General features: G+C 71.7%; 13 protein-coding genes and 1 pseudogene. 5 read left to right on the forward strand and 9 right to left on the reverse strand.

Annotated features, from left to right (window positions below; all coding sequences use genetic code 11):
• Positions 1-7 precede the first annotated feature (7 nt).
• Positions 8-553: an arginine repressor gene (locus tag U5640_RS36710; RefSeq protein WP_340382437.1), complete on the forward strand. Its 546-nt coding sequence runs from the start codon at positions 8-10 to the stop codon at positions 551-553.
• An 852-nt stretch (positions 554-1,405) separates the two neighbouring features.
• On the opposite strand, the gene U5640_RS36715 is transcribed toward U5640_RS36710, so the two are convergent.
• The 7 genes and pseudogenes from U5640_RS36715 to U5640_RS36745 form a co-directional block, all read right to left on the reverse strand.
• Complete coding sequence (locus tag U5640_RS36715; protein WP_340382439.1) at positions 1,406-4,672, reverse strand: hypothetical protein; 3,267 nt, start codon at positions 4,670-4,672, stop codon at positions 1,406-1,408.
• Positions 4,673-4,871: 199 nt separating this feature from the next.
• Positions 4,872-5,303 (reverse strand): annotated as a pseudogene (locus tag U5640_RS36720) (Tn3 family transposase); the annotation flags it as partial.
• Between the two features lie 159 nt (positions 5,304-5,462).
• Entirely contained in the window at positions 5,463-6,203 is a 741-nt protein-coding gene (locus tag U5640_RS36725) for an FAD:protein FMN transferase (protein WP_340385545.1), read from the reverse strand.
• 55 nt (positions 6,204-6,258) lie between these two features.
• Positions 6,259-7,398, reverse strand: a complete 1,140-nt coding sequence (locus U5640_RS36730; RefSeq protein WP_340382441.1) for an FMN-binding protein — start codon at positions 7,396-7,398, stop codon at positions 6,259-6,261.
• Positions 7,399-7,457: 59 nt separating this feature from the next.
• Positions 7,458-8,840, reverse strand: coding sequence for a ferredoxin reductase family protein (locus U5640_RS36735; protein ID WP_340382443.1), 1,383 nt, complete (start codon positions 8,838-8,840; stop codon positions 7,458-7,460).
• Positions 8,841-8,900: 60 nt separating this feature from the next.
• Positions 8,901-9,344 (reverse strand): FMN-binding protein, encoded by a 444-nt coding sequence (locus U5640_RS36740; RefSeq protein WP_340385547.1) that lies wholly within the window; start codon positions 9,342-9,344, stop codon positions 8,901-8,903.
• Positions 9,345-9,399: 55 nt separating this feature from the next.
• A complete protein-coding gene (locus U5640_RS36745; protein ID WP_340382445.1) occupies positions 9,400-10,752 on the reverse strand; it encodes a ferric reductase-like transmembrane domain-containing protein in 1,353 nt (450 codons plus the stop codon).
• Between the two features lie 151 nt (positions 10,753-10,903).
• Here U5640_RS36745 and U5640_RS36750 point away from each other — a divergent pair, with 151 nt between their 5' ends.
• The gene (locus tag U5640_RS36750) at positions 10,904-11,644 is read left to right on the forward strand and encodes a response regulator transcription factor (RefSeq protein ID WP_340382447.1); all 741 of its coding nucleotides are present in this window, start codon (positions 10,904-10,906) and stop codon (positions 11,642-11,644) included.
• Positions 11,641-13,098 carry an ATP-binding protein gene (locus U5640_RS36755; protein ID WP_340382449.1) on the forward strand — a complete coding sequence of 486 codons (1,458 nt, stop codon included), beginning with the start codon at positions 11,641-11,643 and terminating at the stop codon, positions 13,096-13,098. Before U5640_RS36750 ends, U5640_RS36755 begins: the two co-directional genes overlap by 4 nt.
• A 2-nt stretch (positions 13,099-13,100) precedes the next feature.
• On the opposite strand, the gene U5640_RS36760 is transcribed toward U5640_RS36755, so the two are convergent.
• Both U5640_RS36760 and U5640_RS36765 read right to left on the reverse strand, forming a co-directional pair.
• Positions 13,101-13,685, reverse strand: a complete 585-nt coding sequence (locus U5640_RS36760; protein ID WP_340382452.1) for a pyridoxamine 5'-phosphate oxidase family protein — start codon at positions 13,683-13,685, stop codon at positions 13,101-13,103.
• A gap of 154 nt (positions 13,686-13,839) precedes the next feature.
• A complete protein-coding gene (locus tag U5640_RS36765) occupies positions 13,840-14,709 on the reverse strand; it encodes a hypothetical protein (protein ID WP_340382454.1) in 870 nt (289 codons plus the stop codon).
• Positions 14,710-14,897: 188 nt separating this feature from the next.
• Between U5640_RS36765 and argH the strand changes: the two genes are divergently transcribed.
• Positions 14,898-16,328, forward strand: coding sequence for an argininosuccinate lyase (argH, locus tag U5640_RS36770; RefSeq protein WP_340382456.1), 1,431 nt, complete (start codon positions 14,898-14,900; stop codon positions 16,326-16,328).
• A gap of 151 nt (positions 16,329-16,479) precedes the next feature.
• The gene (locus U5640_RS36775; RefSeq protein ID WP_340382458.1) at positions 16,480-17,451 is read left to right on the forward strand and encodes an aldo/keto reductase; all 972 of its coding nucleotides are present in this window, start codon (positions 16,480-16,482) and stop codon (positions 17,449-17,451) included.
• The last annotated feature ends 77 nt before the right edge of the window (positions 17,452-17,528 follow it).

The following is a 17,528-nucleotide window of genomic DNA, read 5'->3' on the forward strand; positions in this document are numbered from 1 at the left end:
GACGACGATGAGCCAGGCCCAGGACCACGAGCAGGGTGGGGCGGGCGGGCCCGCCGTGCCGCAGACCCGCACCGCCCGCCACCGCCGGATCGTGGACATCCTCAACCGGCAACCCGTGCGCTCGCAGAGCCAGTTGGCGAAGCTGCTCGCCGACGACGGGCTGAGCGTGACGCAGGCGACGCTGTCGCGGGACCTGGACGAGCTGAACGCGGTGAAGATCCGCAACACCGACGGCGACCTCATCTACGCGGTGCCCAGCGAAGGGGGTTTCCGGACCCCGCGGGCGCCGCTCGGGGGGTCGGCGAAGGAGGAGCGGATGCGTCGGCTCTCCCAGGAGCTGCTGATCTCCGCGGAGGCCTCGGCGAACCTCGTGGTCCTGCGCACCCCGCCGGGTGCGGCGCAGTTCCTCGCCTCGGCGATCGACCAGGCGGAGCTGCACGACATCCTGGGCACCATCGCCGGCGACGACACACTGCTGCTGATCAGCAGGGAGCCGACGGGTGGCCAGGCGCTGGCGGAGCACTTGCTGAGGCTGGCTCAGAACGGTCATTGAGCCTGGTGGTCGCGGGGATCGGCCGACCGCGGCGCAGCGGGGGCCGTTCGCGCCGTTCCCCGCGCCCCCTGGGGGGAGCGAGGGTGCCGGAGCCGATCTCCCAGAAACTGACCCCGCCGCTCCAGTGCCCGGCCGCCAGGGTGCGTCCGGCCGGGGCGGTGGCGAGGCAGGTGAACGATCCATCCTCGGGGACGAGAGCAGTTCCGTCGGCGCGCGCAGGATCTCCGGCGGTCCTGATCCGTCCAGATCGTGAATCTGGACGGTCCCGTCGGCTTTCGTCGAGGCGAGCATGGCTTGGCCGAACGCAGGGACGGAGACACTGACGCTGGGGTGGGGGAGGCCGCTGCCCTGGGCGTCGTTGCGGACAGCGGCGTCGAACGAAGCCGCCGGGCAACCGTCCGCGTCCCAGACCCGGATACGCCCGTCGTTGCACCCCGCCGTCACGTATCCAGCGGCCGAGACGGTCAGCGAGAAGACGCGGTATGGGCCCCGGGAGCGGTCGCGGAACTCCGACAGCAGGCGCCCTTCGCCGTCTCAGCGCCGGACCGTGCCGTCCCAGTCGCCGGTTGCGACCCAGGAAGTCCACCGACCTCGCCGCGCGCGTGGCCGCCGCCCGCTTGACCCGGGACGAGTGATCTCGGCGAATCCGGGTCGGACGGAGCCGCCCTCATCGGTCCGTTTGCGCTCCCGTCGGTCTGCGCGGCTACTACCGGAGCCACTGGCGGATCATGAAGGAGCAGTGGCCTCACGTCCTCGCCGACAAGTGCGTCGTACCTGCCGAGCAGGGGCTTCGGGCGGGCGAAGCGACCGGGGTCGCCAACCGACTGCCTCGCCGGCCGTCGGCCCGCCCGCTCACTCCGGTGGGCCGACGGCCGGATCGTGGTGGCGCGCGATCAGGGCCCGCTCTTCCGCCGATATGAGGGCGTGCACCAAGGGGCGGTGGGATGCCAGCGCATGGGACAGTGCATCGAAGACGGTCACCGGCAATGGTTGTGCCCTCTCGCTGTCACCGAACATGAGCTGGATGAGCTGTGCCAGAAACTGCAGGATGTCGTCGTGTGCGTCGCCGGGGACTCGTCCCCTGTCCTGGGCGAAGGCCGTGAGAAGGGCGTGCACGGCCGACACCAGGTGAGGGTGGCGCATGTCCATCAGCAGCCGCGTTCCCTGGAGCGCCCGGTCGTAGAGATCGCCGAGTTCCCTGTCGCTCATGGCCGTGCGATTGGCCAGCAGCAGTTCGAGCAGGTCGTGGGCGAGCGATGAGGCCGGAGCACCGTCGACCGGACTGAACATGGTCACGGCCTGGCCGAGCCACCGGAATACCGGGTCCAGGGCATGCCGCATCACCGAGTCATTGGTTCCGCCGGACACGGCCGTTTTGTGCCACAGCTCGTCCCAGTACGACCGAGACCAGCCTGGGCCTGCGCTGCCTCGCGGGTAGCGGAAGTGCCAGTTCATGTCGAGGGGCTGCGGTGGGGTGCCTGGCTCTGAGCGAAGCGCTATCTCCAGGGCCCGGCCCTCGTCGTCCCACGTGTGATGGACGTCGAGGGACAGAGCGAAGTCCGTCCATTGGCTCTCGTTCATCGCCGAGCGCCACAGCAGGCAGTGCCGGTGCCAGGCACCCGGCGGGTCCGCGGAGCCCGGGAACAGCTCGACGGCGGAGCAGCGCTCGGCGAGCAGCACCGTCAGAAGCACGAGGTTGGAACCGTACAGGCCGTGGCGTGTCGTCGTGCGCAGCAGGGCGGGCCGGTAGGCCGGGTGCTGGTCACCGGTGCGCGTCGTGTGCTGGGTCAGAACCTGGATGAGGGTCCGAGTCAGCCGGCGCCGTTCCGCCCCGGGCAGCCTGCCGGTCAGCGACCGCGCGAAGCGCAGCATCTGCCGGGACGCCAGGGAGGTGTAGGAAAGCAGTGCGTAGGCGAGGTCGTCGTCGATACGGGTGTCCCCGAGAGAGAGCGCGGGACGGGGTGCGAGCAGGTCGGTGAGCAGGTGCAGGGTGAGGCGTACGGCCAGATACTCGCCGAAGGTCGCGTGCAGGAACTCGTAGGTGGCGAGTACCTGGCCGTCCCGCACCGACTGGGCTCGCTGGACGAAGAAGAAGCGGCCGAGCGCCGTTTCGGCGGCGGTGAGCGGGGTGCGGAATCCCGGTGGCCGCACCGGCTGCCTGCCCAGTACGGCGGTGAGGTCCTGCTCGAGTTCGTCCGCCGACACCCACTGGCGACCCCGGTTCAGCTGGGCGAAGGCCACGAGCGACAGGCGCTGCAGTTCCTGCTCGACGAGGGCGGCCGTCTCCTCGTCGGAGACGGCGTGGAGTGTCGTCTTGCCGACCTCGCGCCGGGCGAAGGAGGACAGCAGTTGCTCGTACAACTCGGTGACGTCGAAGTCGTCGTCGGCGCGCCGCAGAGCACCCTCGGCAGCGTCGTACAGCGCGAGCATCGTCAACAGCAGGGGCTGAGAGGCGAGTTCGGCGTGCCGTTCGAGGTGGTGCCAAGTGAGCGGGCCGCGGCCGTGCGCCGAGAGTCCGGCCGTATTGGCCTCGTTCCACACAGCCAGCCAGGTCGCGATCTGCTCGACGCGGAAGGGCTCCAGGCGCAGGACGACCATGCCGGTGGGGTATCGGGCGCGGTCGGCCACGGAGGTCCGGCTCGTCACCAAGGCCAGCACGGGCCGCCCTTGATCCGCCTCACGCCGCTGGAACTGGGCCACGCGCTCCAGGAAGTTGGTTTGGTGGACGCCGGTCGTCTGCAGCAACTCGTCGAAGCCGTCCAGGAGCAGAACAGGAGTACTGCCACCTGCCGCGCGCACCAGTTCCGGCCAGCTGACCCGTTCGCCGGTGGAGGCGCGGATCGCCTGTTCGATCTGGTCCTGCAGTTCGTCCTCCACCCGGACGTCCCGCAGCGGCACGCGCACGGGGAGAAAACCGACGGAGGGGAGCCTTGCGGCGAGCACCCGGGTGAGGACGGATTTGCCGGCACCGGGCTGGCCCAGGATCAGCAGGGGAGCCTCGGCGAGCTGAGGAGAGGTGAGGGCCCCGGCCAGGTAGCGGGTGAGGTCTCGGCGGAGGGGCAGTCGCCCCCACCACTCGTGGTCGGCCGGTGCGGCCTGCCCGGAAACGGCACTGACGCGGAAGTCCGGGTCGAGGTAGAGGTCCTGAAGGGTGGGAATCCTGATGCCGTCCGGCGCCGACGCGGCGTCCAGCACAGGGTGAGCGAGCGCTGCCCGGTGAGCGCGCGCCAGCGCGGAGGCCACGTCGACCGGCGGGCGCAGCGCCTCGGTGGTGCGGGTGAGGAGAGTCTCGATCCCGGACAGGGCACGGCCGACGTCCGTGTGGATCGCCTGCTGCGCCACATGTGTGACCCAGAAACCGAATTCGGGTGCCTCTTTGGCGAGCTCGACGTACAGGCTCTGGTATCGGTCATGCGCCGCGTGCGGCAGGTCATCCATGAGAGCCGCATGGGCCCGGAGGCGCCGCAACGCGTCCATGTGCTCCCAAAAGGCAAGGCCTTCGAGGAAGGCGTAGAACCTGCGGGCGTAGTCCGCGTAACTCGTGAGCAGCATCGCGGTGAGCGCCGAGGCCGGTATGTGCGGTGCCGGGCAGGGCAGGTCCGTGGCGAGCAGCAGCGACACAAGGTCCGGCGTCTGCGGGGTCGAGCCCGATTCGGTCCGGGCGAGGGCGAGTTGCTCGTCCCGGGTCAACCGCACCTCGGCGAGGGTGAACGGAAGCTCCAACTCCTCCATCGCCTCGAAGAAGGCCACCACGACGATGACGGTGTGCGCCGCGCGCAGCACATCGGTCCGCTCCGCACGCCCCTGGGTACGGCCCAGACGGGCGCCGACGCCGCGAATCGCGTCGCGTCCGAGGCCGAGGAGTCGTCCGTTGGCGTCGGCCATGCCGATCACCGTGCCGCTGACCCCGGCGGTCGCCAGATTCAACGCCCCACCGAGCGCCCGATCCAACGCCGCCAGCCGCGGCGGCTCGGCACCGAGAAGCACCAGAGCGTCGGCGAACGCCAGGAGTCTGCGTGCCACCATGTCCCTCACTCCCGCATCTCTACAGGCCCGGCCGATGCCGACGCTACCGCGCGCAATCCCCTGGGGTGCACCGCCGATCATCTCGTGCTGCACAGGGGCCGCATCCTGCATCCATCGGGGCTGTTACCGTCCGAAGGCGTCCGGGCCATCACCACAGAGCGGACTGACCCGACCGGCTCGCGACCGTGTGGCGCAGGTTGGAGATCAAGGCGAGGCGCAGCGGGTCAGCGACCGCGGATGACACCCGCGCAGCCTGGGAAAGCCCAGGTCGGTCCAGAGCCTCGTTGTTCTCGTCCAGCTCGGGCGCATCCGGGTCGCGCAGCGGGCGCAGGTCCCGGCCGGGGCTGCTGGCCCTGATGTTGAACAGGTAGCGGCCCAGGAAGTCGATGTGCCGGTCCTTGAGCGGGGAGAGGCGGGCGACATCCTCGTCCTTGATGTCGTGGCCCTCTGCGCGGAGTCGGGCGACGGCGGCATCCGGGTCGCGGGTGTTCCACAGGACGACGGCGTTGAGGATCAGGCCGAGCGCGGCGAGCTTGTCCTCCTGGCCCTCGTGGTACGCCTGGCGGATCTGGCCCCGGCCGCCGTGGCAGATAGCACGGGCCAGGCGGTGGCGGGACTCCTGCACGGTGAGCTGCCGGTTCATCAGCCGCCGGTAGGTGTCGTCGACCGGGTCGACCACGGCGAGCAGGTGCATGGTCTTGTCAATCCGGCCGTACTCGCGAACGCGGAATCGTCGTCACGTGCCTCGCCCGGCCACCGCTCGTGAGCCGCGGAGCGTGCCACCCGGTCAGGTTCGTAAGCTGCGGGCATGCGTGCCGCCCGGGGCGGCACGGGTGGGCGCGGCGGCACCCCGTCAGCGCCGGGCTGCGCGGCCCGCCCCGGCTCAGCCCAGACGCCGGGCCAGTCCCCCCGTGCACCGCACCTCGTCGCCCGCCGTGATCAGCAGGGCCTCGACGTCCGGCAGGGACTCCAGCCAGGCCAGCGCCTCCCGGGAACCCATCGCGAACGCCGCCGTGGCCCAGCAGTCCGCCCAGGTGAGGCGAGGCGCGACCACCGTGACGGCGACGAGGTCGGTCACCGCGGACCGCCCCGTGCGCGGGTCGACGATGTGCGCACCCCGCTCGGCGGTGCCCGAGGTGGCGACGGCCAGCTCGTCGGCCCCCGCCGCCGACACGACCGCAGCGAGACCACCCGGCCGCAGCGGGTCGGACACCCCGACCCGCCAGGGCCGCTCCGCCCCGGGCACGCCCAGCAACTGCACGTCCCCGCCGCCGTTGACGCTGACGCCGCTCACCCCCGGCACCCCGGAGATCAGCCGCGCCGCCCGCTCCGTGGCCCAGCCCTTGACGATCCCCGTCGGGTCGAGCCGGCCCTCGTACCGCATGCTGAACCAGCCGTCGCTGGCCCGCTCCGCCTCGGCGCCCAGCTCCAGCACCTCGGCCACCTCGGGATCGCACTCCCCGACGGTCAGCTCGCCCCGCGCCATCCGGGAGACCTGGCTGTCCTCGCGGTAGGTGCTGAACACCTCGTTCACCCGGTGCAGCGAGCCCACCGCCGCGTCGAGCGCCGCGCGCACCGCCTGTGGTTCCCCGCCGCGGATGTCGAAGGAGAAGACCGTCCCCATGACCTCCTCCGCGTGACGCACCGCGGCGGGAGCTGCTGCCGACTCGGCCACGGTGTCAGTCACCGGCCTGGTCCAGCGCCGACTGCAGGGACTGCTTGTAGCCCTCGCTGGTGTAGGTGGCCCCGGACACGGTGTCGATGTCGGCGCTGCCGGCCTTCACCGCGGCCTGGTTCAGCTTGGGGACGGAGAGTTCGGTCTTCTGCGTGCTGGTCCCGCCCGAGGGCGCCTGGACCGCCTCCGCCTTGGTGATCTTGCCGCCCGCGACGGTGATCCGGACCTGCACCGGGCCGTACTGCGTCTGCGCCACCGCGCCGGTGAAGGTACCGGAGGCCTGCGCCGCACCCGAGCCGGCGCCCGCGCCGGAGCCGGACCCCGAGCCCGAGCCCGAGCCCGAACCCGACCCCGACCCGGAGGCCGACCCCGAACCCCCGCTCGCCTTCGCCTTGTCCAGCGCCGACTGGAGCGACTTCTTGTAGCCCTCGCTGGTGTAGGTCGCGCCCGAGACGGTGTCGATGTCGGCGCTGCCGGCCTTCACCGCCGCCTGGTTGAGCTTCGGGACGGCGAGTTCCGTCTTCTGCGTGCTGGTCCCGCCGGACGGCGCCTTGACCGCGTCCGCCTTGGTGATCTTGCCGTCGGCGAGCGTGATCCGGACCTGGACGTCGCCGTACTGCGTCGTCGCCGCGTCCCCGGTGAAGGTGCCCGAGGCCTGCACGGCGCCCGAACCGGAGCCCTGGGAGGAGCCCGCGCTCGCGTTCGCCTTGTCGATCGCCGACTGGAGCGACTTCTTGTAGCCCTCGCTGGTGTAGGTCGCGCCCGAGACGGTGTCGATCTGCACGCTCTGCTTGGCGACGACGGCCGCGTTCAGCTTCGGGATCGCCAGCTCGGACTTCTGGGTGCTGGTGCCGCCCGACGGTGCCTTGACGGCCTCCGCCTTGGTGATCTTGTTGTTGACGACGGTGATCCGGACCTGGACGTCGCCGTACTGCGTCTTGACGGCGTCACCGGTCATCGTGCCCGTCACGGGCGCCCCGGCTCCGCCCTGGGCCGCCTCCTGCGCCGCCGTTCCGCCGGCCGCCCCCGCCGCCTGCGTGGACGTCGGGTCGGTCGTCGGCTTCAGCGACAGCAGCAGCACGATCCCCGACACGGTGGCGGCACTGGCCAGCACGACCCGCCGAAGAGGGTGGCTCTTCCTCATCTGCTCCTGAGCTCCTGATTCCTGTAGAAGGCCACGTCACGGGCCGGGAGTCGTGCCGGTCACATCTCGAACGACTCGTGATGGATACGGCGGGCCGGGACCCCGGCGCCGCGCAGTGCCTCGTACACGCCCTGGGCGAAGCCGTTCGGCCCGCACATGAACACGTCGTGGTCGTCGATGTCGGGGATCTTGCGCTGGAGGGACTCCGCCGAGATGTCGGGGCGTTCCCCGTCGGGGCTGTTGACCGCGTACATCAGCCGCGCCCCGCGCTCGTCGGCGATCTTCGCCAGCTCGTCCCACAGGGCCAGGTCCTGGGTGCTGTTGGCCCGGTAGAGGAGCGTGATGTCACCGGGCGCGCCCGGCAGCGTCTCGAACAGCGTCCGCATCGGCGTGATGCCCACACCGCCCGCGACCAGCAGCACCTTGCCGCGGCTGCGCCGGGAGGCGGTCATCGCGCCGTACGGGCCCTCGGCCCACACCTTGGTACCGGGCCGCAGTTCGCGCAGCGCCGCGGTGTGGTCGCCGATCGCCTTGACCGTGATCCGCAGCAGCTCGGGGCGCGGGTTCGCCGACAGCGAGTACGGGTGGGAGCTGAACCGCATCCCCGGCGCGAGGAACCGCCACCGGAAGAACTGCCCCGCCTCCGCGCCGATCCGGTGCAGCTTGCGGCCGCCGATCAGGACGGACACGATGCCCGGCGTCTCCTCGATGACCGCCTCGACGTACATACGGTGCCGCAGGTTCAGCCGGAGCGGGGTGAGGATGCGGTACCAGATCACCAGCGCGGTGACCGAGCCGTACAGCCCGTACCAGACGGTCTTGGCGGTGGGCTCGACGGCGAACTCGTTGCCCGTGGTGAGCTGGTGCCAGAAGGTCAGGAACACCGCGGCGTACGTCAGCAGGTGGATGTGGTACCAGGTGTCGTACGGCATCTTCCGCCGGACCGGGCCGATCGACACCAGGCCGATGACCAGCAGCAGACCGGTGCCGATCGCCGCCTTGCCCATGTCGGGAAGCTGGTTGATGGAGTCGATCGTCTGCTGGACGATGTCACCGAGCGACTTGCCGGCCTGGAGCGCGTACCCCCACATGATGAGGAACACGTGCGCGAACGTCAGACACAGCGTGTACCGGCCGCTCATCGCGTGCCAGCGCGCCACCCGGTCCGAGCCCACCCGGCGCTCCAGCGCCGGCACCCGGGCCATCTGGAGCACGACGAGCGCCATCAGATAGCCGGCGAGCAGACCGGTGATCCGCCCCGCGTTGAGAATCTTGCTGTCGTTGTCCGCGATGTTCGGCGTATTGCTCCACCACAGCCACAGCACGCCCGCCGCGCCCGCCCATACGGCGAGCAGCAACGGAACGGCGGGGGATCGGCGCGGGCGGATGCGGCGCATCGTCTGGCGGCGGGCGGCGCGTCCGCCTGCGATCGTGGTGGTCACGGTTCCTCCGTGGGGACTTGACCCTGGCGCCCAGAGATACGTGCCTCGACCGCTTTGTGTTCAGAGCCCCGCCGAGTCCAGTGCGGACTGGAGTGACTGGCGGTAACCGTCACTCGTGTACGTCGCCCCGGAGACGGTGTCGATGTGCGCGCTCTGCGCCTTCAGCGCCTCGCTGCGCAGCTGGGGGAGGGCGTACGAGTTGATCTGCTGGTCGCGCGGATTGTCCTGGGGGTAGGTCACCGCGGTCACGTCCGTGATCTTCCCGTTCTGTACGGTGATCCGGACCTGGACCGGCCCCCAGCGGGTCTGCACCGCGTCGCCGGTGACGGTCGCGCTTCCCTTGCCCGGGGAGACCGAGCTGCCGGCGGAGGGCACCGGGGACGCCACGGCCGGCTCGGGCGCCGTGTGCGGCTTGAGCGCCAGCAGCATCACCACCGCGGAGACGGTGGTCGCGCTCGCCAGCATGATCCGGCGCAGGGGGCGGTTCTTCTTCAGCGGGTGCACGGCCACGACCTCACCACTCTCACGACTCCTACGGCTCTCACAGCACTCACGGCTCTCACAGCTCGAACGACTCGTGGTGGATGCGCCGGTCCGGCACCCCGGCGGCGCGCAGGGCCTCGTACACGTCCCGGGCGAAGCCGTGCGGCCCGCACAGGTAGACGTCGTGCCCGGCCAGGTCCGGCACCGCCGCGCGCAGCGACCCGGCGCCCAGGTCCGGGCGCTGTCCCCCGGGCCCGTTGAGCGCGTACAGCACCCTCGCCCCGCGCCAGCGGCCGATCGCCTCCAGTTCCGATCCCAGCGCGAGGTCCTCCGCCGAACGCGCCCGGTACAGCACGGTGACCTCGCCGGGCAGCGTCTCGAACAGCGCCCGCAGCGGGGTGATGCCCACCCCCGCCCCGATCAGCAGCGCCTTCGGCGCCCCCCGCCGGTCGGCGGTCATCGCGCCGTACGGCCCCTCGGCCCACACGCGCGTGCCCGGCCGCAGCAGCGCCACGCGCGCGCTGTGCCCGCCGAGCGCCTTGACCGTGATCCGCATCCGCCCGGCCCGGGGCGGCGCCGACAGCGAGTACGGCGTCGAGGTCCACGCCAGCCCCGCCCCGAGGAACCGCCACCGGAAGAACTGCCCGGCCACCGCGCCGAGTGCGTCCAGCCGCCGCCCCCGTACGACGACGGAGTACACGCCGGGAGCCTCACGCTGCACGGACTCCACCCGCAGCCGGTGCCGCAGGTTCAGCCGTACGGGGACCAGGACCCGGAACCACAGCACCAGCCCCGCCGCCCCGAGGTAGAGCGCGTACCAGGCGGCCGTGGCCACCGGCCTGCCGTTGAGGTCGTTGCCGAGGGCCAGCTGATGACCGAAGGCGAGGAAGACGGCCGCGTAGGTGAGCAGGTGGACGTAGTACCAGAACTCGTAGCCCGTGCGGCGGCGCACGGCCCGCGCCGAGGTCACCCCGACCGCGAGGAGGAGCACCGTGCCGGCGGTCGCCTTCAGCATCTCGGGGTAGTCCAGGACCACCGTCAGTGTCTCGTGGACGATCGACCGGCCGTCCTGGGCCGCGTACCCGGCGAGGATCAGCGCGATGTGCGCCACCAGCAGACAGATCGTGTAGCGGCCCGCCATCGCGTGCCAGCGCGCCACCCGGTCGGAGCCGATCCGGCGCTCCAGCAGCGGCACCCGCGCCATCAGGGCGACGACCACCGCGCAGGCGTACCCGCACAGCAGCCCGGCGATCCGCCCGGCCCCGGTCAGCCAGCCCGCCGCCCCGACGACCGAGCCGGTGCCGGACCACCACAGGGCGAGCACGGCGGCGGCCCCCGCCCACAGCACGGCGAGCACCGGGCCCGCGGGGGAGCGCGGGGGAACCGGCGCCACCGGGGGTGCCGCCCGCCGCTCGTACATGGTGGTCATGAGGAGGTCCTTTCGCCGGTCGGGCAGCCCACTGTGCGGGGCGAACCTCTCAGACCGCTCTGAGCGGCCGCCCCGGCCGGCCGACTCAGAGGAAACTCAGAGCGGTCGCAGAGCCCGTTCCGCCCGGCCGGGAGCGATCCTGGAAGCAGCCATGAACACCACCCGCTCCGGCCGCCCCGCCCTCACCCGCCCCGACGGCACCCCGCTGCGCGTCCTCGTCGTCGACGACGACCCCGACCTCGCCGAGGTCCTCTCCGGCGCCCTGCGCTACGAGGGCTGGCAGATCCGCACGGCCGGCGACGGCGCCTCGGCCCTCACGGCGGCCCGGGAGCTGCTGCCCGACGCGGTCGTGCTCGACGTCATGCTCCCCGACACCGACGGCTTCGCCGTGCTGCGGTCCCTGCACGCGGTGAAGCCGGACGTCTGCGTGCTGTTCCTCACCGCCCGGGACGCGGTGGAGGACCGGATCGCCGGCATCACGGCGGGCGGCGACGACTACGTCACCAAGCCCTTCAGCCTGGAGGAGGTCGTCGCCCGGCTGCGCGGACTGCTGCGCCGCGCCGGCATGGCCCGCCAGCAGGAGGAGGGCCCGAGGCTGGTCGTCGGCGACCTGGTCATGGACGAGGAGGCCCGCGAGGTGACCCGTGCGGGCGAGCTGATCGAGCTCTCCCCGACCGAGTTCGAACTCCTGCGGTTCCTGATGCGCAACCCGCGCCGGGTGCTCAGCAAGACCCAGATCCTCGACCGGGTCTGGTCCTACGACTTCGGCGGCCGCGCCCATGTCGTCGAGCTGTACATCTCCTACCTGCGCAAGAAGGTCGACGCCGGCCGCGAGCCGATGATCCACACCGTGCGCGGGGCCGGGTACGTGCTGAAGCCGGCCGCGTCATGAGCCGTCTGCTGCCGCGCACCCTGCGCGCCCGCCTCACCGCCGGTCTCGTGGTCCTGCTGGCGCTCGGCTGCGCGGCGGTCGGCGTGGCCGCGGTCGTGGGCCTGAACGGCTTCCTCACCGGCCGCCTCGACGAACAGCTCGCCGAGGTCGGCAACCGCTTCCCGGCCAGCCTGGAACACGGCGGCGTACCGCCCGTGGGCCACGACGACCACGACGGCGACGAGCACGGTGACACCCGCCGCCAGTCGGCGGGCACCCTCGGCGTCCGGCTGCTGGACGGCAAGGTGACCAACGCGGCCGTGGTGCCCTCCTCCGGTGCCGCGACCGCGGACCTCACGGTCGCCCTGACCGCCGCCGACCGGCGCGCCCTCGCCGCAGTCCCGGTCGACGGCCACTCCCACACCGTCCACCTGTCCACGCTCGACGAGTACCGGGTCCGGGCCACCGGGGGCCTGGACGGGGACGTCCTGATCACCGGTCTTCCGATGGAACCGGTGGAGTCGACGGTCCACCGCCTGGCACTGGTCGCGGGGATCGTCTTCGGCGTGACCCTGGTCATCGCCGGTGTGGCCGGAGCCCTGTGGGTCCGCTGGTCGCTCCGCCCGCTGAGCCGGGTCGCGGCGACGGCCACCAGGGTCAGCGAACTGCCCCTGGCCTCGGGCGAGGTGGCCCTGCCGCCCCGGGCGCCCGAGCCGGATCCCCGCAGCGAGGTCGGACGGATGGCCGGGGCCTTCAACCGCATGCTGGGCCATGTCGAGGACGCCCTCACCAAACGTCACGCCAGCGAGGAGAGGCTGCGCAGCTTCGCCGCCGACGCCAGCCACGAACTGCGCACCCCGGTCGCCTCGGTGCGCGGTCACGCCGAACTGGCCCTGCTCCACCCCGGCCCGGTCCCGCCGGACGTGACCCGGGCGCTGGAACGCATCGCGGCGGAGTCCTCCCGGATGGGCGAGATGGTCGACGACCTGCTCCTGCTGGCCCGTCTGGACGCGGGCCGCCCGCTGGAGCGCCGCCCCGTGGACCTCACCCGGCTCGTCCTGGACGCGGTGACCGACGCGAGGGCGGCGGGCCCCGGCCACCGCTGGACCCTGGAGCTGCCCGAGGAGCCGGTCACCGTCACCGGCGACGCGCACCGCCTCCACCAGGTCCTCGCCAACCTCCTGGCCAACGCCCGCCTGCACACCCCCGAGGGCACCCAGGTCACGGTCACCCTGGAGACGGACCCCGCGGCGACCCGCCTCAGCGTCCACGACGACGGCCCCGGCATCCCCGAGGACCTCCAGCCGAGGATCTTCGACCGCTTCACCCGAGCCGACCACCGCCGCACCAAGACGGGCACCGGCCTCGGCCTGTCGATCGTGTCAGCGGTGGCGGAGGCCCACGGGGGACGGGTGACGTTGACGAGCAGCCCCGGCTCGACGACCTTCACCGTCGAACTCGGGGCGATGACCTAGGCTCACGGGGTGGGCGGCAGGGGCAGTGGCAGTCCGGGCAGGCCGTCGATGCTGCTGGCGATGTGCTCCTTCTTGCCGAAATAGGCGTCCAGCGAGGCGTCGTCCTCCCGCGCGAACCGCTTGCCGTGCAGATCCCGGTCCTGTTCGTACGTCATGAAGGGCACCGCGTATCCGCAGGTGTCCCGGACCAGTTCGGCGTGGACGACGATGATCGCCCGCAGTCCGTGCGGGGTCGGGTCGATGCCGGGGAAGTGGCGCAGGAGTTCCTTGAAACGGGGGTCGTCCCGGAACACCGGCTCCCCGCGGCCGTGCACCCGCACGATGTTCGGCGGCCCCTGGAACGCGCACCACATCAGGGTGATCCGTCCGTTCTCCCGCAGGTGGGCGACGGTCTCCGCGTTGGATCCGGCGAAGTCGAGGTAGGCCACGGTGCGTTCGTCGATCACCGCGAACGAGCCCTTGAGGCCCTTGGGGGAGAGGTTGACCGTGCCGTCGCCGGACAGCGGAGCGGTCGCGGTGAAGAAGAGCGGCTGCTCCTCGATGAAGGTGCGGAGCCTGCCGTCGATGCGCTCGTAGGTCTTTCCCATGGCTGACGATTATTCGGGAACGTGTTCACCCGCGAAAGCGCGCACCCGGGGCATCGGTCCGGGAAGGTGTTCGTCCGGGCGGAGTGCCCGGACACACCGCGGCGGCCGCCCCGGCCGGCGCTTCCTCGGGGCGGCCACCACGCCTGTCACGTCGTCACTTGTTCAACGTGCAGGCGGCCAGCGAGTTCAGCCCGGTGGGCTTGGCGGCGGTACGGCCGATGGAGATGGCGATACGGTCGATCGTCGACGAGCGCTTGTCCTTCAGCGGGCCGAGGATCGCGTTCTGGACGAAGTTCGGGCCGCCCTGGCCGACCGTGTTCTTCAGGCGGGTGTTGGCTTCCTGGATCTGGGTCTGCAGCAGCGCGAGGTTGCGGTCGACCTCGGCCTTCGCGGTGGCGGGGATCGCCGGCAGCTTCGAGGCGACGTCCGGGCAGGTGATCGTGCCGACCGCGCCCGCGTTGCCCGCGTTGCCGTTGTTGGCGCCCGCGTTCGCGTTGTTGCCCGCGTTGCCCTTGTTGCCGTTGCCCGCGTTCGCGTTGTTGCCGGCGTTCGCGTTGCCGGCGGCCGCGCCGCCGCCCGCGTTCAGGGCGCAGGGCGCGAGGGCGTCCAGACCGGTCGGCTTGGCAGCGGTGCGGCCGATCGCCGTGGCGATGCGGTTGACGGTCGCCACGCGCTTGTCCTTGAGGGGGCCGAGGATCGCGTTCTGGACGAAGTTCGGGCCGCCCTGGCCGACCGTGTTCTTCAGGCGGGTGTTGGCTTCCTGGATCTGGGTCTGCAGCAGCACGAGGTTGCGGTCGACCTCGGCCTTCGCGGTGGCGGGGATCGCCGGCAGCTTCGAGGCGACGTCGGGGCACACGATCGTGCCGGGGCCGGCGGCCAGCGTCTGGGCGTTGGTGCTGCTGCTCTTGGACGACTCTCCGGCGAGGGCCTGGTTCACGACCACCGCACCGGTCAGGGCCAGAGCGGCGGCGCCGCCGATGATCGCCACACGACGCTTGTTGTACTTGGGAAGAGCCCTGGACATGCGGATGCCTCACTTGGGTCAGGAGTGGTTTACAAACGCGGCGCCAGCGTTCAGGCGTGAGTACGGGCAAGCGGTTGCCGTTGTTCAAGGTGACTTCAAAAGTCTTGAGAACCCTCCAAAATTGACGAATCATGCAATGCACTGCATACTCATGCATGACCTTGAGTGCAGCGGTGAGGAGCAACGCAGTGAGCAGCAACAGCGGTGACGTCCGGCTCTGGGGCGGCCGGTTCGCCGACGGTCCCGCCGAGGCCCTGGCCAAGCTGTCCGCGTCCGTCCACTTCGACTGGCGGCTCGCGCCCTACGACATCGCCGGTTCGCGGGCCCACGCGCGCGTGCTGCACAAGGCGAACCTGCTCACCGAGGACGAGCTGACCCGCATGATCGCGGGCCTCGACCAGCTGGAGGCCGACGTCGCCGCCGGCACCTTCGTCGGCACCATCGCCGACGAGGACGTGCACACCGCGCTGGAGCGGGGTCTCCTGGAGCGTCTCGGCCCCGACCTCGGCGGCAAGCTGCGCGCCGGCCGCTCCCGCAACGACCAGGTCGCCACCCTCTTCCGCATGTACCTGCGTGACCACGCCCGGATCATCGGCGGCCTGGTCGCCGACCTGCAGGACGCCCTCGTCGGCCTGGCGGAGGCCCACCCGGACGTGGCGATGCCCGGCCGCACCCACCTCCAGCACGCCCAGCCGGTCCTCTTCGCCCACCACGTCCTGGCCCACGTCCAGTCCCTCTCCCGGGACGCCGAACGGCTGCGCCAGTGGGACGCGCGCACGGCCGTGTCGCCGTACGGCTCGGGCGCCCTCGCCGGCTCCTCCCTCGGCCTGGACCCGGAGGCGGTCGCGGCGGACCTCGGCTTCGAGCACGGCAGCGTCGGCAACTCCATCGACGGCACGGCCTCCCGTGACTTCGTGGCGGAGTTCGCCTTCATCACGGCGATGATCGGGGTGAACCTCTCGCGGATCGCCGAGGAGGTCATCATCTGGAACACGAAGGAGTTCTCCTTCGTGACCCTGCACGACGCCTTCTCCACCGGCTCCTCGATCATGCCGCAGAAGAAGAACCCGGACATCGCCGAGCTGGCGCGCGGCAAGTCCGGCCGTCTGATCGGCAACCTCACCGGCCTCCTGGCCACCCTCAAGGCGCTGCCCCTCGCCTACAACCGGGATCTCCAGGAGGACAAGGAGCCGGTCTTCGACTCCTGCGACCAGCTCGAGGTCCTGCTCCCCGCCTTCACCGGCATGATGGCCACCCTCACCGTCCATCGCGAGCGCATGGAGGAACTGGCCCCGGCCGGCTTCTCCCTCGCCACCGACATCGCCGAGTGGCTGGTCAAGCAGGGTGTCCCCTTCCGGGTCGCCCACGAGGTCGCCGGCGAGTGCGTCAAGGCGGCCGAGGCCGAGAACAAGGAACTGGACGAACTGACGGACGACCAGTTCGCGAAGATCTCCGCCCACCTGACCCCCGAGGTCCGCACGGTCCTGAACGTCCCCGGCGCGCTGGCCTCCCGCAACGGCCGGGGCGGCACCGCCCCGAGCGCGGTCGCCGTCCAGCTGGCCGAGGTGAAGGCGGACGTCGCGGCCCAGCACGCCTGGGCGACCGCCAAGCAGGTGTGACGGCAACCCCGTAAGGGCGCGGGGGACTGTGCGAACAACCACGACGCACCCGCACCCGCCACCCCACCGCACCACCCGAGCCCGGAGGCGCGGGGCGTCGCGGGTTACGTTGGTCAGCAGCCGTACCGGAGCCGACCCGACGGAGCCCGCGATGCCCTTCGCACGACTGGCGACAGCGACCACCCCCACCTGCCACATCGGCCTCGGCCTCGCCGCGGTCGGCCGCCCCGGCTACATCAACCTCGGCCGGGACGAGGACCTGGGGGAGGACCGCAGCGTGGAGACGCTGCGCGCCCGCACCCACGACCTCCTCGACGCCGCCTACGCCCAAGGCGTCCGCTACGTAGACGCCGCCCGCTCCTACGGCCGCAGCGAGGAGTTCCTCGCCGACTGGCTCAAGGCGAGGCCGGACGTCGACGATGTCGTCGTGGGCAGCAAATGGGGCTACACCTACACGGCCGGCTGGTCGACCGACGCCGAGACGCACGAGGTGAAGGACCACAGCGTGCGGACCTACGACCGGCAGCGCGCCGAGACCGCCGGCCTCCTCGGCGACCGCCTCGACCTGTACCAGATCCACTCGGTGACCCCGGACAGTCCCGCGCTCACCGACAAGGAACTCCACGCCAGGCTCGCGGAAGCCGCCGCCCAGGGTGTCACCGTGGGCTTCTCCACCAGCGGCCCCGCCCAGGCGGACGCGATCCGTGCCGCCCTCGCCGTCACGGTCGACGGCGAGCCCCTCTTCCGTACCGTCCAGTCGACGTACAACGCCCTGGAGACCTCGGCCGGACCCGCCCTCGCCGAGGCCCATGACGCGGGTCTCACGGTGATCGTCAAGGAGGGCATGGCCAACGGCCGCCTCGCCGGCCCCCACGCCCCGGACCTGCTGAGGACCGTGGCCGCCGAGACGGGCCTCGGCTGCGACGCGGTCGCCCTGGCGCTGGTGCTGCGCACCCCGTGGGCAGGCGTGGTCCTCTCCGGTGCGGCCACCGCGGCCCAGCTCGCCTCCAACCTGCACGCGGCGGTCGTGGACCTGGACGAGGACCAGCTCGCCCGGCTCGCCGCGCTGACCGAGGACCCGCAGACGTACTGGAACCGCCGGGCCGCCCTGCCCTGGCACTGACCCCGGCGCCCCCCGCCGACGGCACCGAACCGCACCTGACTCACGCCCCCACGTGAGTCAGCCATGCCTCCAGTGAG

The organism is Streptomyces sp. SS7 (genome assembly GCF_037993025.1).
Lineage (GTDB): Bacteria > Actinomycetota > Actinomycetes > Streptomycetales > Streptomycetaceae > Streptomyces.

What these genes read in the sequence shown, in the direction of transcription:
- U5640_RS36760 (WP_340382452.1), bottom strand. Translation starts at nt 13,685, where the DNA reads ATGGGAAAGACCTACGAGCGCATCGACGGCAGGCTCCGCACCTTCATC.
- U5640_RS36750 (WP_340382447.1), top strand. Translation starts at nt 10,904, where the DNA reads ATGAACACCACCCGCTCCGGCCGCCCCGCCCTCACCCGCCCCGACGGC.
- U5640_RS36755 (WP_340382449.1), top strand. Translation starts at nt 11,641, where the DNA reads ATGAGCCGTCTGCTGCCGCGCACCCTGCGCGCCCGCCTCACCGCCGGT.
- U5640_RS36765 (WP_340382454.1), bottom strand. Translation starts at nt 14,709, where the DNA reads ATGTCCAGGGCTCTTCCCAAGTACAACAAGCGTCGTGTGGCGATCATC.
- U5640_RS36775 (WP_340382458.1), top strand. Translation starts at nt 16,480, where the DNA reads ATGCCCTTCGCACGACTGGCGACAGCGACCACCCCCACCTGCCACATC.
- U5640_RS36730 (WP_340382441.1), bottom strand. Translation starts at nt 7,398, where the DNA reads ATGAGGAAGAGCCACCCTCTTCGGCGGGTCGTGCTGGCCAGTGCCGCC.
- U5640_RS36745 (WP_340382445.1), bottom strand. Translation starts at nt 10,752, where the DNA reads ATGACCACCATGTACGAGCGGCGGGCGGCACCCCCGGTGGCGCCGGTT.
- U5640_RS36710 (WP_340382437.1), top strand. Translation starts at nt 8, where the DNA reads ATGAGCCAGGCCCAGGACCACGAGCAGGGTGGGGCGGGCGGGCCCGCC.
- U5640_RS36725 (WP_340385545.1), bottom strand. Translation starts at nt 6,203, where the DNA reads ATGGGGACGGTCTTCTCCTTCGACATCCGCGGCGGGGAACCACAGGCG.